At 65.8% G+C, this 16,129-nt stretch carries 14 protein-coding genes; 3 read left to right on the plus strand and 11 right to left on the minus strand.

Translation table 11 applies throughout. The features are described from left to right. The first annotated feature begins 77 nt into the window (after positions 1 to 77). From OC446_RS25770 to OC446_RS25780, 3 genes are read left to right on the plus strand one after another with little or no spacing between them, the layout of a single operon-like run. Complete coding sequence (locus tag OC446_RS25770; RefSeq protein WP_410055143.1) at positions 78 to 2,204, plus strand: TonB-dependent siderophore receptor; 2,127 nt, start codon at positions 78 to 80, stop codon at positions 2,202 to 2,204. Between the two features lie 38 nt (positions 2,205 to 2,242). Beyond that, positions 2,243 to 3,043 carry an ATP-binding cassette domain-containing protein gene (locus OC446_RS25775; RefSeq protein WP_410055144.1) on the plus strand — a complete coding sequence of 267 codons (801 nt, stop codon included), beginning with the start codon at positions 2,243 to 2,245 and terminating at the stop codon, positions 3,041 to 3,043. Between the two features lie 56 nt (positions 3,044 to 3,099). Continuing rightward, entirely contained in the window at positions 3,100 to 4,821 is a 1,722-nt protein-coding gene (locus tag OC446_RS25780) for an ABC transporter ATP-binding protein (protein WP_262031854.1), read from the plus strand. Positions 4,822 to 4,855: 34 nt separating this feature from the next. On the opposite strand, the gene OC446_RS25785 is transcribed toward OC446_RS25780, so the two are convergent. From OC446_RS25785 to OC446_RS25835, 11 genes are all read right to left on the minus strand, one after another. Continuing rightward, on the minus strand, positions 4,856 to 5,326 hold the full coding sequence (locus OC446_RS25785) for an opioid growth factor receptor-related protein (protein WP_262031855.1): 471 nt from the start codon (positions 5,324 to 5,326) through the stop codon (positions 4,856 to 4,858). Between the two features lie 46 nt (positions 5,327 to 5,372). Next, positions 5,373 to 6,224 (minus strand): sulfite exporter TauE/SafE family protein, encoded by an 852-nt coding sequence (locus OC446_RS25790; protein ID WP_262031856.1) that lies wholly within the window; start codon positions 6,222 to 6,224, stop codon positions 5,373 to 5,375. A 79-nt stretch (positions 6,225 to 6,303) separates the two neighbouring features. Next, on the minus strand, positions 6,304 to 7,029 hold the full coding sequence (locus tag OC446_RS25795) for a DUF1028 domain-containing protein (protein ID WP_262031857.1): 726 nt from the start codon (positions 7,027 to 7,029) through the stop codon (positions 6,304 to 6,306). Between the two features lie 12 nt (positions 7,030 to 7,041). Next, positions 7,042 to 8,835, minus strand: a complete 1,794-nt coding sequence (locus OC446_RS25800) for a gamma-glutamyltransferase family protein (RefSeq protein ID WP_262031858.1) — start codon at positions 8,833 to 8,835, stop codon at positions 7,042 to 7,044. A 27-nt stretch (positions 8,836 to 8,862) separates the two neighbouring features. Further along, positions 8,863 to 9,738, minus strand: coding sequence for an ABC transporter permease (locus OC446_RS25805; protein WP_262031859.1), 876 nt, complete (start codon positions 9,736 to 9,738; stop codon positions 8,863 to 8,865). Further along, positions 9,735 to 10,682, minus strand: a complete 948-nt coding sequence (locus tag OC446_RS25810) for an ABC transporter permease (protein ID WP_262031866.1) — start codon at positions 10,680 to 10,682, stop codon at positions 9,735 to 9,737. Before OC446_RS25810 ends, OC446_RS25805 begins: the two co-directional genes overlap by 4 nt. A 77-nt stretch (positions 10,683 to 10,759) precedes the next feature. Further along, positions 10,760 to 12,259 carry an ABC transporter substrate-binding protein gene (locus OC446_RS25815; protein ID WP_262031860.1) on the minus strand — a complete coding sequence of 500 codons (1,500 nt, stop codon included), beginning with the start codon at positions 12,257 to 12,259 and terminating at the stop codon, positions 10,760 to 10,762. A gap of 41 nt (positions 12,260 to 12,300) precedes the next feature. After that, positions 12,301 to 13,401, minus strand: coding sequence for an ABC transporter ATP-binding protein (locus tag OC446_RS25820; protein ID WP_262031861.1), 1,101 nt, complete (start codon positions 13,399 to 13,401; stop codon positions 12,301 to 12,303). Continuing rightward, positions 13,398 to 14,459, minus strand: coding sequence for an ABC transporter ATP-binding protein (locus tag OC446_RS25825; RefSeq protein ID WP_262031862.1), 1,062 nt, complete (start codon positions 14,457 to 14,459; stop codon positions 13,398 to 13,400). Before OC446_RS25825 ends, OC446_RS25820 begins: the two co-directional genes overlap by 4 nt. Then, positions 14,449 to 15,216 (minus strand): FadR/GntR family transcriptional regulator, encoded by a 768-nt coding sequence (locus tag OC446_RS25830; RefSeq protein WP_262031863.1) that lies wholly within the window; start codon positions 15,214 to 15,216, stop codon positions 14,449 to 14,451. The genes OC446_RS25825 and OC446_RS25830 overlap by 11 nt, the downstream gene beginning before the upstream one ends. 289 nt (positions 15,217 to 15,505) lie before the next feature. Further along, on the minus strand, positions 15,506 to 16,129 hold a 624-nt coding region (locus OC446_RS25835), incomplete at its 5' end, for an NAD-dependent epimerase/dehydratase family protein (RefSeq protein ID WP_262031864.1).

Consider the following 16,129-nt stretch of genomic DNA (forward strand, 5'->3'; position numbering starts at 1 on the left):
GAGTGGCTGCGGGAGGGCAACAGAATACGTGTTGCGACGACTGCTTGAATCCGTCGAGCCTCGTCTCGCTCACTGTGATGGTGGCATCGGGCGGGTCTGCGCTGGCTCAGGCGCAGCCTGCGTCGGGTGAGATCGCCCTGGAGACGGTCACCGTGGAAGGGCAGGGCGGCGGCGCAACCGGGCCAGTGAACGGCTATGTTCCCAACCGCACGGCCACCGGCTCCAAGACCGACACGCCCATCGAGGAGATCCCGCAATCGGTTTCGGTGATCGGCCGTGAAGAGCTCGAGGATCGCCAGGTCCAGAAGGTCGACGAGGCGCTGCGCTACACGTCCGGCGTCTTCGCGCAGCCCTATGGACTGGATTCCGACACCGACTGGTTCTTTATCCGCGGCTTCGATGCCGGGCAGACTGGCGTCTTCCTGAACAGCCTGCCGCTCTATCAATATGCTTTCGGCGGGTTCTACATCGACCCGTTCGTTCTCGAGCGCATCGAAGTGCTCAAGGGGCCGTCCGCGGCTCTCTATGGCGGCTCGTCCATCGGCGGTCTCGTCAATCTCGTGAGCAAGCGTCCGACGACCGAGCCGCTGCGCTACGTGGAGACGGGCATCAACTCATGGGGCAATGGCTACGCGGCATTCGATTTCGGCGGTGCGCTCGACAAGGACATGATCTGGTCCTACCGCCTGACCGGAAAAGTCCCTGGCGGCGGCTGGGAGACAGACAATGCGGACGATTTCCGCGGCGTGATTGCGCCGGCCCTCACGTTCCGGCCCGACGCGGGCACAGCACTCACCGTGCTCGCCTCCTACCAGAACATGGATCTCATGCACACGGGCGGTTTCCTGCCCTATGTCGGCACGGTCGTCCCCGCGCCGTACGGGCGCATCTCGCGCCGCTTCTACTACAGCGAACCCGAGATCGATCTCTACCGTCGCGACCAGGCGATGATCGGCTACGAGTTCGAGCACGCGGTCAGCGATGTTTGGACCCTCAAGCAGAACTTCCGCTACGCGCACACGAATTCGAAGGAGCGCGGGCCTTATCCTTACGGCTATCTCGATCCCGCGACCGGATTCCCGGGACCCGTACCCGTCGCGCCGAACTTCCTGCTCTATCGCATCGGGTTCGATCACCACACGGTGGTGAACACGCTGTCCATCGATAATCAGGCGGAAGCGAAGTTCGGCACGGGGCCGCTCGATCACACGCTGCTCCTCGGCCTGGACTACAAGTACTACAATATCGACCACGTCCAGGCGTCCGGCGGCGGGACGCCGATCAGCCCCGTCAATCCGATCTACGGCGTGCCGCAGGGGCCATCGGTCCCGTATCTCGATCAGAACCTGACCATGAACCAGGTCGGATTCTATGCTCAGGACCAGATCCGCTACGGCGGCTGGATCGCGACGTTGAACGGGCGCTACGACCGTGTCTCCACGGAGAGCACCGACACGGTCGGCGCAGCGAATTTCCGCGAAGAGAACGGCGAGTTCAGCGGACGCCTGGGACTGGGCTACGAAATCGCCAACGGCCTGACGCCCTATGTGGCGGTTTCGCGCTCCTTCAACCCGCTCATCGGCGCCGATTTCTTCGGCGAGGGATTCGAGCCCGAGATCGGCCGGCAGTACGAAATTGGCGTCAAGTACAAGCCGACCTTCTTCGACGGGCTGATCACCGCCTCGTTGTTCGACCTCACCCGCCAGAACGTCCTCACGTCGGATCCCCAGCATCTCTTCTTCGAGGCGCAGCTGGGCGAGGTGCGCTCGCGCGGCTTCGAGTTCGAGGCTCAGGCCAACATCACGGCGGGCCTGAAGGCCGTGGCGGCCTTCACCGCCTACGACATCGAGATCACCGAGGATTCCAATCCTCTGCTGGTCGGAAAGCGTCCCAACGTGGTGCCGGAGATCCTGGCTTCGGGCTGGCTCGACTACACGATCCAGGACGGCACGTTCAGAGGTCTGGGTTTTGGCGCGGGCGTCCGCTATGTCGGCTTCTCCTATGTCGACAACGAGAACACCCTGAAGGTGCCTGCCGCTACCGTGTTCGATGCCGCCATCCGCTACACGCGCGACAACTTCACCCTGGCGCTGAACGTCAACAACCTGTTCGACAACGAATATGTCTCGTCCTGCGACACTCAATATACCTGCAACTACGGCGCCGGCCGCGTCGCGACCCTGAAGGCGAGCTACAAGTGGTGACGACAGCAGCGCCGTCCCGGGGCGGCGCCCTCACGCTCGTGCCGAAGCCTGTGACCGCACTGGATGTTCCTCTGTTCGAGCTGACGGATGCGAGCTTCGCGATTCCCGAGCGGACTTTGCTGCATCCGCTCAGCCTGACTCTGCCCGGAGGGCGCGTGATCGGGCTGATCGGCCATAACGGCTCGGGAAAGTCGACCCTCGTCAAGCTGCTGGCCCGCCAGCAGCCGGCGAGCGGCGGCACGGTCGCGTTCGAAGGAAGGGCCCTGTCCACCTGGGGCGTGCGGCCCTTCGCGAGGCGTGTCGCCTATCTGCCGCAGCAGACGCCGCCCGCCTCCGGGATGCTCGTCAAGGAACTCGTGGCGCTCGGCCGCTATCCCTGGCACGGCCCATTGGGACGCGTCAGACCGGTCGACCGGGAGAAGGTGAGGGAGGCCATGGCTCTCGCCGATGTGGAGTCCTTCGCCGACCGCCTCGTGGAGACGCTCTCCGGGGGCGAGCGCCAGCGGGTGTGGCTCGCCATGCTGGTGGCGCAGGATGCCCGATTCCTGCTCCTCGATGAGCCGATCTCGGCGCTCGACGTCGCCCATCAGGTGGAGGTTCTGGCACTCGTCCAGCGCCTCTCCCGCGAGCGCGGACTCGGAGTCGTCGTGGTCCTGCACGACGTCAACATGGCGGCGCGATTCTGCGACGAGATCCTGGCCCTTCAGGCGGGGCGGCTGATCGCCCGCGGGACGCCTGACGAGATCGTCACGCCGCCTCGGCTCCAGGCCATCTACGGCATCGCCATGGATGTCATGGCCCATCCCTCCACCGGAAAGCCCGTCAGCTTCGTCCGTTGACCCCTTAGCCTCAGCCCGGCTTGCCCTCGGCGGCGGCCGGACGTACTTCCTCTGTCATGCGCCCCCTGCTCAAACGGTTCTTCGCCTATTACCGGCCGCATCGCGGCCTGTTCGTGCTCGACTTCTCCTGCGCGGTCGCTTCGGGGCTGCTGGAGCTCGGCTTCCCGATCGCCGTCAAGCTGTTCATCGACACGCTGCTCCCCACCGGCCAATGGGGGCTGATCACGCTCGCCTCGACGCTGCTGCTCGCAATCTACGTCCTCAATGCGGGCCTGATGGCCACCGTGACCTATTGGGGGCACATGCTCGGCATCAACATCGAGACCGAGATGCGACGCAAGGCCTTCGACCATCTCCAGAAACTCTCCTTCGGCTTCTTCGACAACCAGAAGACGGGACACCTCGTTGCGCGTCTCACCAAGGACCTGGAGGAGATCGGCGAGGTCGCCCATCACGGGCCCGAGGATCTCTTCATCGCCTTGATGACGCTCGTGGGCGCGTTCATCCTGATGTTCACGGTCAATGTGCAGCTTGCCGTGATCACCGCTCTCGTGGTGCCGCTCACCGCGTGGCTGACGACCCGGTACGGCGGCCGCATGACCCGCAACTGGCAGGCTCTCTACGGCAAGGTGGGGGATTTCAACGCGCGCATCGAGGAGAATGTCGGCGGGATCCGCGTCGTCCAGGCCTTCGCCAACGAGGATCACGAGCGGCGCCTGTTCGCCGTCGACAACCAGGGCTACCGCAAGACGAAGCTGGAGGCCTACCGCATCATGGCGGCCTCGACCTCGCTCAGCTATCTGAGCATGCGCCTGATCCAGATGGTCGTCATGGTGGCGGGCAGTTATCTGGTGATCAAGGGCGAGCTCAGCGCGGGCGGCTTCGTCGGCTTCCTGCTGCTCGTAGGCGTCTTCTTCCGGCCCATCGAGAAGATCAACTCGGTCATCGAGACCTATCCCAAGGGTATTGCCGGTTTCAGGCGATACATGACCTTCCTCGACACCCGTCCCGATATCGCCGATCGTGCAGGCGCGCGGGACGCGGGCAAGCTCAGGGGCGACATCGCGTACCAGAACGTGCAATTCGGCTATGCCTCGGAGCGGCCCATCCTCAAGGGGCTGGACCTGACGATCCGCGCCGGCGAAACCATCGCCTTCGTCGGCCCGTCCGGAGCGGGCAAGACCACGATCTGCTCCCTGCTGCCTCGCTTCTACGAGGTCGACGGCGGATCCATCACCATCGACGGAATCGATATCCGCGACATGACGCTCCGCTCCCTGCGCAGCCAGATCGGCATCGTGCAGCAGGATGTGTTCCTGTTCGCCGGCACGATCCGCGAGAACATCGCCTATGGCCGGCTCGAGGCCGCGGATGCCGAGATCCTGGAAGCGGCACGCCGGGCCCGGCTCGACGAGGTCATCGCCTCCCTTCCGGCCGGGCTGGATACGGTGATCGGAGAGCGCGGCGTCAAGCTCTCCGGAGGACAGAAGCAGCGCCTCGCTATCGCGCGCATCTTCCTCAAGAACCCGCCGATCCTGATCCTCGACGAGGCGACGTCGGCCCTCGATACGGAGACGGAGCGGGCGATCCAGCAGGCCCTCGCCGAGCTGTCGCAGGGACGCACAACGCTTGTGATCGCTCATCGCCTCGCCACCATCGTGAATGCCGACCGGATCGCCGTCATCGACCACGGTATCATCGCCGAGCAGGGGAGCCACAGGGAGCTCCTCGCCCGCGATGGCATCTACCGGCGGCTGAGCGAGGCGCAGTTCGCCTAGAGTATCGTTCGGCGAAGTGGAAACAGCTCTGACGTCAGGCGCCTGCCGCGTCCGCCCAGAACGTGCGGCTGCGAGCATTGACGGGCGATCCCGCGGCGTCGTTCAGGGCGAGGATCGCCTCATGGAAGCGTCGCGCCTCGTCCGGGCCGGTCAGGAGCCTCAGGCTGTGAATGATGCGGGTGATGCGCAGGTGGTTGTGATCGTACCCGGTCAGCCACCAGGATGTATCGCTGTAGAACCGGAGCATCCTGTCGGTCGCTCGCGCAAGGGTCTCCTGGGCCGCCTGATCCATCCTGATCGCGTTGATCTCGGCCTGCGTCAGAACCGGGGCTCCCGGCTGGGCGGCGCTGCGGGTCGGAAGCGGGAACAGCCACTGGATATAGTCGTGCACCTCTTCCAGCCGCTCGTCGGAGAAGCCCAGGACCTCGGCCGCGAAGCGTCCCCGACCGTCGCGTGCGGTGCCGGCGAGAAAGGCGTGGAGAGGTCCCATCGTGGAGTGAGCCATAGCCGTGCCTCCGGTTGTGAGGCACAGCCTAAAGCCTCGGGTGGCGTCAGGCCAGAAGGCTGACGAAGAAGCGGGCGCAGACGAGCAGGAGGAAGATGCCGAAGGCCACTTCGAGTCGCCGTTTAGAGAGACGGTGGGCGAGGCGCGCGCCGACCGGCGCCATCCAGGTGCTGGTGGGGATGAACAGCAGAAAGCCAAGCAGCGAGACATAGCCCAGGGCCAGCGGTGGCTGGAAGGCGATCACGTTCGGATAATCGGCCATGTGCGGCCAGCCGGCATAGATGTAGCCGATGGCGCCCGGGATGGAGATCAGGATGCCGAGGCCTGATGAGGTCGCCACCGCCTGATGGATCGGGCGGTTGTAGAAGGTCATGAACAGGTTGGAGAGTTGGCCGCCGCCGATGCCCATGAGGGCCGAGAGGATGCCGATGAGCCCGCCATAGGCCACCATGATGGGCTTCGCCGGCATGTCGAGGCCGAAGCGCCAGGTATCCTTGCCGAAGAGGAGGCGGATGGCCGAGATGCCGGCCACCACGACGAACACGGTCTTGAACAGGTCGGCCGGGGCATAGCGGGCGATGATGCTGCCGAGGCCGACGCCGAGGACCACCGGCACGGCCCACACCCGCAGGATGCTCATGTCGACGGCGCCCTTGGCCTTGTGGGCCGAGAACGAGCGCAGCGACGTCGGGATGATGATGGCGAGCGAGGTGCCGACGCAGAGCGGCATGCGCACCTCCTCGGGGACCTCCAGGATACGGAAGAGCTCGTAGAGGATCGGCACGGCGACCGCGCCGCCGCCGACGCCGAACACGCCGGCCAGCAGGCCGGTGATCGCGCCGGCCGCCAGGAGCGCGACCACGAGCCAGGCGAGATCGAACAGGGGAATGCCAAACATCGGAAGGTCCATCGGAGGGAAGCAGATCGGCGTAGGGTCTTTTCGGCCCAGCGGCAAGTTGCACTATGGCAGGGGGCACCTAGCTTGAGGCGCGTCCCGCGTGCTTCTCCTGGTACTCGCGGGCCCTCTGGTCGATCCAGGATCGGTCCGTGATGCCGCCGGGATTGGCACGCGTCGCCATGGCGTCCATGAAGGCGAGGAAGCGTTCATGAGCCACGCCGTAGAGCCGTCGCAGCTCGTCCAGCGGCTCCGCATGATCGTCCACGCGCAGGTCGAGCATGGGATAGGGCTCGTCGTGCCAGACCTTGATGGCGGCGGATTGCTTACCGCGCTTGTCGCCGCCCTCGGCCTGACCGGCGTCGAGTGCCGTCATGAGACGATCCGCGAAGGGCAGGTCCGCGCGCCGCTTGTAGGTGTCGAGCGTCGCCTCGATCACGCTCGACCCGGCCAGCATGTTGCCCGCGACCGAGACGCCCACGTCGGTGATATGCCCGCACCAGTCGATACAGTCTACACCTGTATGGGCGGCCGTGCGGCCGTCCCGGTCGATCACATGGAGCTGTCGCGAGCCGCGGCCGGGATCCTGGGCCGTGAGGATCGTGACGATCTCCTCGGCACTTCTTCCCTCAGCCAGAAGACGGATGCCGTCCGTGCCATAGAGGGGATTGACGAGGGCCTGCGTGGCGAGAGCCCCGATCCGTGCCGCGCCGTGGGGGCAGAGTGCTCCCACGGCGAAGAACTTGGTGGTGACGGCGACGCCGAAGGCGCCGGTCTCGGGGTCCTTGGCGATGATCGACCAGGTCATGATGGGCCTTCCTCAGCGACCGACCGCATAGGCCTGCATCAGACGCGGCGTGGCGGCGCCGTGCAGCAGGCCGTCCTTGTCGCGGCTCGCCGCAACGAGACGTCCGACCGTCCAGGCGGGCGCGACCTCGACCTCGTGGCCGCGCGCCCGCAGATTGTCCAGCACCTCCGCGCCGTAGGTCTCCTCGGCCATGAGGTGGCCGGGCTTCTGCTCGCGCGGGTAGAACGAGGAGGGGAAATGCGCCGTGTGCGACATTGGCAGGTCGATGGCCTCCTGCAGGTTCAGGCCGTGATGGGCATGGCGCAGGAACAGGAGAAGCTGCCACTGCTCCTGCTGGTCGCCGCCCGGAGAGCCGAAGACCATGTAGGGCTCCCCATCCTTCTCCGCGAGGGTCGGGGTGAGCGTCGTGCGCGGACGCTTGCCCGGCGCGAGGCTCGCCGGCAGGCCCTCCTCGAGCCAGAACATCTGGGCGCGCGAGTTGAGCATGAAGCCCAATTCCGGGATGACCGGCGAGGATTGCAGCCAGCCGCCGGACGGCATGGCGGCGATCATGTTGCCGAAGCGGTCCACCACGTCGATATGCACCGTGTCGCCGCGGCGCGCGGAGCGCATGGATGCCAGCGTCGGCTCGCCGCCCGTCACTTCGCGGTTCGTAGTCGAAAGGTCGCGCAGGGCCTCGAGAGTGCGCTCCACCTGGGTCTCGTAGCCTTCGATGCGACCGGGGCGCAGCTCGAACGAGGCCTTGTCCGTGATGAGCTTGCGGCGCTCGTCGTTATAGGCATCCGACAGCAGGGTCTCGATCGGTACGTCCACGAAATCCGGATCGCCGTAATAGGCCTCGCGGTCGGCGAAGGCGAGCTTCTTGGCTTCGGTGAGGAGATGGACGAACTCGGCGCTGGTCGGGCCCATGGCGGCGATGTCGAAGCCCTTCAGGAGCGCCAGCGTCTGGAGGAACACCGGGCCCTGGCCCCAGGGGCGAATCTTGTTCACCCGGTAATTGTGGTAGTCGTAGGTCTGCGGCGCGTCGTAGCTCGCGGACCACTTCGCCATGTCGTCGCCGGTCAGCACGCCGCGATGGCGCGCGCCGCTCTGGTCCATGGCCTCCGTCTTGCGCACGAAGGCGTCGATGGCCTCGGCCACGAAGCCCTTGTAGAACGCGTTGCGTGCCCCTTCGATCTGAGCCTCGCGGTCGCCGCCCTTGGCCTCACCTTCTCGGATGATGCGCTTCCAGGTGTCGGCAAGCTGTGGGTTGCGGAAGAGCTGGCGAGGCTTCGGTACCTCGCCGCCGGGCATGAAGACGGCCGCCGAGGTCGGCCATTCCGTCTCGAAGAACTCCTTCAGGCCCTTGATGGTGTCCGCCACGCGCGGCAGCAGGGGATGGCCCTGCTCGGCGTAGTAGATCGCGGGCTCCAGCACCTCCCTGAGCGAGAGCATGCCATGGTCGCGCAGGAGCAGCATCCAGGCGTCGAAGGCGCCTGGCACCACGGTGGAGAGCAGGCCGTTGCCGGGAATGAGCTTGAGGCCTTCGTTCTTATAATGCGCGATGGTGGCGCCCTGTGGAGCCGTGCCCTGGCCACAGAGCACTTCGACCTTCTTGGTCTTGGCCGAGTAGAACACCGCCGGCACTTCGCCCGAGGGGCCCACCAGATGCGGTTCGACGACCTGCAGCACGAACGCGGAAGCCACGCAGGCGTCGAAGGCATTGCCGCCCTTTTCCAGCATGGACATGCCCGCGGCGGACGCGAGCCAATGTGTCGAGGTGACGATGCCGAAGGTGCCGAGGATCTCTGGCCGGGTCGTAAACATGATGTCTTATCCGAAGTTGCGTCGTGATTATTGTTCGCGGGGGTCGAGCGCGTCGCGCAGGCCATCGCCGAGGAGATTGAAGCCGAGAACGATCAGGAAGATCGCGGTGCCCGGGAAGATCGACATCCAGGGAGCCTGATCCATGAAGTTCTTGGCGGTGTTGAGCATGGAGCCCCAGGAGGGGTTCGGGGGCTGCTGGCCGAGGCCGAGGAACGAGAGGCTCGCTTCCGCGATGATCGCGGTCGCGATGGTGAGCGTGCCCTGGACCAGGATCGGCGGCAGGACGTTCGGGAACACGTAGCGCACCAGGATCCAGAAGTCGGGCAGACCGATGGCGCGCGCGCCTTCCACATAGTCTTCCGCCTTGACGGTCAGCACCTGCCCGCGGGTGAGGCGGATGAAGATCGGCATGGCCGAGAGACCGATGGCGATCATCGCGTTGGTGAGGCTCGGTCCGAGGAAGGCGGCCAGCGCGATGGCGAAGATCAGGAAGGGGATCGCCAGCATGGCATCGGTGGCGCGCGAGATCGCGGCATCGACCCAGCCGCCGAAATAGCCCGACACGAGGCCGAACGGCACGCCGAGCACGATGGCAATGGTGACCGACACCACGCCGGCCATGATGGACGCGCGAGCGCCCCAGAGCATGCGGGAGAGAAGGTCGCGTCCAAGTTCGTCGGTGCCGAACCAGAACAGGGCCGAGGGTGCCTTGCGAATGCTGGTGAAGCTCGGCTTGACCGGATCGTATGGGGCGAAATAGGGGCCAATGAGGGCGACCAGAACGAAGAACAGCACGATGGCGCCGCCGAGGATGGCGCTCTTGTTCTTCAGGAACTTGGCGAGGACGCGGCTGCGCTTCTTGGGCAGCGCGACCTCATCGGCGATAACGGCTGTGGCGGTCATGCGGCGTGCCTCAGGCGGGGATTGACGAGAACGTAAAGGACGTCGGCCAGCAGGTTCATGAAGATGAAGCCGACCGCCGTGCACAGGACGACGCCCTGCACCACCGCGTAGTCGCGGTTGAAGACCGCGTCGACGATAAGCTTGCCGAAGCCCGGAATGGTGAAGATCTGCTCCGTGAGCACGGCGCCGGCGAGAAGCTCGCCGAAGAGCAGGGTGGACAGGGTCACGATCGGCACGAGCGCGTTGCGCAGGGCGTGCTTCAGGATGACCTTCCTGGACAAAAGCCCCTTGGCGCGGGCGGTGCGGATGTAGTCGGAGCGCATGACGCCGAGCATGGCGCTGCGGGTATGGCGCATCAGGCTCGCCGCGAGGCCGGTGCCGAGCACGAAGGCCGGCATGAGCATGGTCTTGATGTTGAGCCAGAGGTCCTCGGTCGGCGGCACGTAGCCGGAGGCGGGCAGGAGCTTCCAGCGCACCGAGATCAGCATGATGAGCATGATGCCGAGCCAGAAGTTGGGAATGGACAGGCCCGACAGCGCGATGACATTGGCCGTGTAGTCGACGACCGTCCCCTTTCTCACCGCCGAGATGATGCCGGCCGGGATGCCGATGGCGAGCGCGACGATCATCGCCATGATGGCGAGCTCGAGGGTCACGGGAAGCTTGCTGAGGATCAGGTCGAGTACGGGGATGTCGGTGCGCAGCGAAATCCCGAGATTGCCCGTCAGCGCCGAGCCGATCCAGGCGAAGTACTGGACCGGGATGGGATCGTCCAGGCGATATTTTTCACGCAAGAAAGCGAGCACCTGCGGATCGCGCTCCTCGCCCGCCATGGTGAGAACCGGGTCGCCGGGCAGGAGCTTCTGCAGGGCGAAGACCAGCAGCGACACGATGATCAGTGTCGGGATGGCAATCAGTATTCGTCGTCCGATGTAGCGCAGCATCCGCTCGTGGAACCCGTATCGAGGAAGGGCAGGGGCGTGCCCGGCCGTGAAGCCGGGCACGGTGGTTTCTTGCTATGTCAGGAGGCGAACTTCACGCTCTTCAGGCGGATCATGCCGTCCGGATAGGGCTTGAAGTTCTGGACTTTCTTCGTGTGAACGAAGGGCCAGGGCTGGTAGTAGGTGTAGATGATCGGCAGGTCCTGTTTCAGGATCTCCTGCGCCGCATCGTAGAGCTCCTTGCGCTTGGCTTCGTCGTTGATGACGCGGGCATCGTTGAGGAGCTTGTCGACCTGCTCGTTGCAGTAGCGACCGTCGTTCAGGGCGCCCTTGCAGGAGACGAAGGGGTGGATGTTGCCGTCCGGATCGACGCGGCCGGACCAGCCGATCACGTTCACGTCGAAGTTACCCGCCTGGGCTTCCTTCTGCATGGCGGCGAACTCGGTCGGGCGCAGCGAGATGTCGAAGCCGGTCTCGGCCGCCATGGCCTGGATGATCTCGGCGATCTGCTGGGTCGTGGTGCTGGTCCCGAAGGTCAGTTCGAGCTTCACGCGGTCGACACCCGCTTCCTTCAGGAGCTGCTTGGCCTTCGCGACGTCACGCTCGTTGGCCTTGAACTTCGGGTTGTTGTAGGGGCTCGCCTCCGGGAAGGGCTGGCCTGCGGGCGGGAAGATGCCTTGGCCGACGACTTCGTTGATCACGTTGCGATCGATGGAGAGTTCGAGAGCCTGCCGGACCCGCTTGTCTTGGCCGAGCGGCGTCTTGGAACGCTCGCCGTTGTTGGTGTTGATCGTCAGTCCCTGGTAGCCGATGCCGGAGACCGGCGCGAAGACCAGGTTGGAATCGCTCTTCACCGCCGGAACGTCGCTCGGCGCCAGACGCTCGATCAGGTCGAGATTGCCGGAGCGCAGGTTGGCGAGGCGCACGGTCGTATCCGGGATGGGCTGGAACACGACGCGCTCGAAGTTGTAGCTCTTCGCGTCCCAGTAATCGGCGAACTTCTCGAGCACGATGCGATCGTTCTGGACGCGCTCGACAAACTTGTAGGGACCTGAGCAGACCGGCTTCTGGCCGAAATCGGCGTTGCCGAGCGCCTTCGGCGACATGATCATGCCGGCGCGGTCGGAGAGCTGCGAGAGCAGGGTCGCGTCGGCGCGGGAGAGGTTGACCTTCACGGTCAGGTCATCGATGGCCTCGACATTGTCCACCGAGGTCAGCTCGCTCTTGCGCAGGGAGTCCGGCAGGGTGCGGGCCCGGTCGAGATTGGCTTTCACGGCGGCGGCGTTCAGGGGCTCGCCGTCGTGGAACTTGACGCCCGGACGCAGCTTGAAGGTGAGCGACTTGCCGTCGTCGCCCCAGCTCCACTCGGTGGCCAGCTCGGGGGTGAATTTCAGGTCGGGCGTGATGTCGACCAGCTTGTTGCACAGAGACGTGAACACGATGCGCCCGACGAAGGTGCGCGCACGGTGCGGATCGAGCACGTCCGGGTCTTCGTTCAGGCCGATGCGCAGGGTCTGCGCCGAGGCGGCGGTGCTCGCCAGGAGCCCTGCGGCCAAAGCAAGGAGAAGTCTCTTCTTCATTCCATGTCCTCCAATCGTTCTCTGGATCTGGTCTTTTGCTTTCAAGGGCTCGTCGCGACGGGCTTATCCTGCCGTTCGCGCCAAGTTCGGTAGAGCGCCAGGCGCTTGGCGAGCGCCGCGCTCGGAGGCGGCGCGCTGATGGAACCGGCGCCCGCTCCCTGGATTTCGCGCCAGAAATGGCAAGCCACCTGCCGACCGTCCGGCGCCGCTTCGAGCACCGGGTGCTGCTCCTTGCAGAGCGCGCGGGCATGGGGGCAGCGGGTGTGGAAGCGGCAGCCCGGCGGCGGGGCGGCCGGGCTCGGCACGTCTCCCTGGAGCAGCGCCATCGGCTGGCGGTTCGTCGGGCTCGGGCTCGGGATCGCGGCGAGCAGCGCCTGGGTGTAGGGATGCAGCGGGTTGTCGAACAGCGCGTCCGTCTCGGACAGCTCCACGATCTCGCCGAGATACATCACCGCGACCCTGTCGCTCATGTGCCGGATGACGGCAAGGTCATGGGCCACGATGGCGAGGGTCAGGCCGAAGCGGTCCTTCAGGTCCTCGAGCAGGTTGATGATCTGCGCCTGAATCGACACGTCGAGCGCCGAGACCGGTTCGTCGCCGACGATCAGCTTCGGATCGCCCGCGAGCGCCCGGGCGATGCCGATGCGCTGGCGCTGGCCGCCGGAGAACTCGTGCGGGTAGCGGTCCGCATGGGTCGGCAGCAGGCCGACCGTGCGCATGAGGTCCGCCACGCGCTCGCGCTTTGCGCGGCCACTCGCCAGGTTATGAAGCCAGATGGGCTCGGCGATGATGTCGCCCACGTTCATGCGCGGGTTGAGGGATGCGAACGGGTCCTGGAAGATGATCTGAAGCTCGCGCCGCAGCTTGCGCAGCTCGCCCTTGTCGAGCTTCACGATCGAGCGGCCCTCGTAGCGCACGTCGCCTTCAGTCGCCTCGATGAGGCGCAGCAGCAGGCGGCCGAGGGTGGACTTTCCGCAGCCGGATTCGCCCACGATGGCGAAGGTCTCGCCGCGCCGGATCGCGAGGGACACGCCGTCGACGGCGCGCACGATCGTCGGCTTCGACAGAAGGCCGCCGCCGCCGAAATGCTTCTTCAGGCCGATGCCTTCGAGCACGATGTCGTCGTCGGGCATCACGCTCATGGGGTGGCTCCGCGGTGGATCTCGAGAGGGGCATACCAGCAGCGCGCCCGGTGGCCGGGCTTGATCTCGGTGAGTGGCGGCGGATCGTTGGCGCAGTGGCTGTCGGAGAACGGGCAGCGCGGCGTGAAGCGGCAGCCCTTGGGCATCAGCTCTGCCGGCGGAACGGTGCCGCGGATCGTGGCGAGGCGCCCCTGGCGCTTGCCGAGCGACGGGACCGAGCCCATCAGACCGATGGTATAGGGATGCTGAGGATCCTCGAAGATCGCCTCGACCGGGCCGCTCTCGACCACGCGCCCCGCATACATTACAGCGACCTCGTCGGCCACTTCCGCCACCACACCGAGATCGTGGGTGATGAGAATCATGGCCGTGCCGGTCTCCTCCTGCAGGCGGCGGATGAGCGTGAGGATCTGAGCCTGGATCGTCACGTCGAGGGCCGTGGTCGGCTCGTCGGCGATCAGAAGCTGCGGATCGTTGGCGAGCGCCATGGCGATCATCACGCGTTGGCGCATGCCGCCGGACATCTCGTGCGGATAGGCGCGCAGGCGCTTCTCCGGCGCGGGAATGCGCACCTTCTTGAGCATGTCGAGCGCCCGCTCCCACGCCTCGGCCTTGGAGACCTTGCGGTGGCGGACGATGCCCTCCGCGATCTGGTCGCCGATGGTGAAAGCAGGGTTGAGCGAGGTCATCGGCTCCTGGAAGATCATCGCCATCCGGTCGCCGCGCAGGTCGGCCCGCTCACGCTCGGTGAGCGTCATGAGATCCCGGCCGTCGAACAGGGCCTGGCCGGAGACGATCCGGGCCGGCGGCGTCGGCAGCAGGCCCATGAGGGCGAGCGATGTCACGCTCTTGCCGCAGCCGGATTCGCCGACGATGCACAGGGTCTTGCCCTTGCGCACGGAGAAGGACACGTCGTCGACGACGTTCACGCCCTTGGGCGCGCCGTCGAAGCGAACGGACAGCCCCTGGACGTCGAGCAGCGGCGGCTCTGCGGCGAGCCCAATGGCGCCCGGGCCGTGAAGGTGCGTCCTCGATTGCTGCGTTGCCTCAAGTCCCATGGAGACGCTGATCCTCGGTGTTTTCAGGTATTGCTTGCTGTGGATCCTTGCCGTCGGGCAGGGGGCTCGTCATGACTTTCAAGAGTCCGTCGCGCACCAGCTCCAGGTGCTCGCGCATCGCCTGTTCGGCCGCATGGGCCTCGCGCTGGGCGATGGCCGCGATCACGCGCCGGTGCTGGTCCACATAGACCTGCTGTCGCGCTCCGGACCGGGCCCGCTCGCGCAGGAGGCGCCAGGTGGCGTCCTGACGGATGCGGTCGATCATGTCGAAGATCGCCAGGAGAAGCGAATTGCCCGCCACCTCCGCGATGGCACGGTGCAGGGCGCTGTCCCAGAGTTCACGGCCGTCGGCATCGGACATGGAGGCGGTCTTGTCGGCCAGATGGAGAAGCCGCTCGATATCGCCGTTCGAGGCGCGCAGGGCCGCGAGTCGGGCCAGAGCCGGTTCGATCTCCAGGCGCACATCCATGACTTCGAGCGGATTGGTTCGCCGGGACAGGTCCTCGACATCGGACGGGTGCTCCGGCGGACGGGGGCCGAGGAAGGTGCCTTTTCCCTGATGACGCCAGATCCGCCCTTCGGCCTCGAGAACCTCCAGGGCTCGCCGCAGGGCGCGCCGGCCGATGCCGATCTGCGCCGCCAGAACCCGCTCCGAAGGGAGACGCTGCTCCTTGTCGAAGGAGCCGCCTTCCAGCAGGGCTCGCAGACGCCCAAGGGCGAAATTCGAGCTATCCGGCAATGGATCGGGGTGGGCCATGGAGATCCGGCTGCGGTTGAACCAATCTTGCTGCTGGTCCGCAGATGACGATCTATTGTTTCGTATCTATGGCCGGCAACGAAAGAAGGCTAGCCCAAGGCCGAACCAATTTGCAACTGGTTCGGTGATGGTTCTGTGTTCACCGGCTGCCGGAACATTGGCCAGAAGAAGATGAAAAGCGGCCTCGGCGCTCTGTGGCCCTCACGTTCCTTGCCTAAAGTTTACGCAACGAAAGTCTAACAATCCTGACGCCGCTCACCGGCCCCGATGAGCCGCGCCGGAGTCGGTGTCAGGCCTTCTCCGGGGCTCCGCCGCCGGATTCGAGCAGGGCCTTCAAACCCTCGCGATAGGTCGGGTAGCGAAGCGCCACGCCGAGATCCGTCTTGATGCGCGTGTTGCGCACGCGCTTATTGTCCGCGTAGAAGGCGCGCGCCATGGGGGTCTGGTCGGCCTTGTCGAACGGCACCTCCGGGGGCGGTTCGCGGCCGAGCAGCTCGGCCGCATAGGCGATCACGTCCTGCGGCGGGCCGGGCTCGTCGTCGGCGACGTTGTAGACGGCATTGCGGCTCGGGTGCTCGATCGAGGCCATGAGCACCTGCGCGATATCGGCCGTGTGAATCCGGTTGAACACCTGATCCGGCTTGACGATGCGTCGGGCCGTGCCATCGGCGACCTTCACCAGGGCGTTGCGGCCCGGGCCGTAGATTCCCGCCAGCCTGAAGATCTGCACGGCGAAGGAGGCGCTCTCGCCGAGTGCAAGCCATTCCCGTTCGGCTGTGATGCGCTGGCGCGAGCGGGTCGAGGCCGGGTTGGGCGGCGTCGTCTCGTCGACCCAGTCTCCGTCCGCATTGCCGTAGACGCCCACCGTCGACAGATAGCCGATCCAGCGCAGGCGGGGCGCCGACGCGATGGC

It is taken from the genome of Microvirga sp. Mcv34, from assembly GCF_024519725.1.
Classification (GTDB): Bacteria; Pseudomonadota; Alphaproteobacteria; order Rhizobiales; family Beijerinckiaceae; genus Microvirga.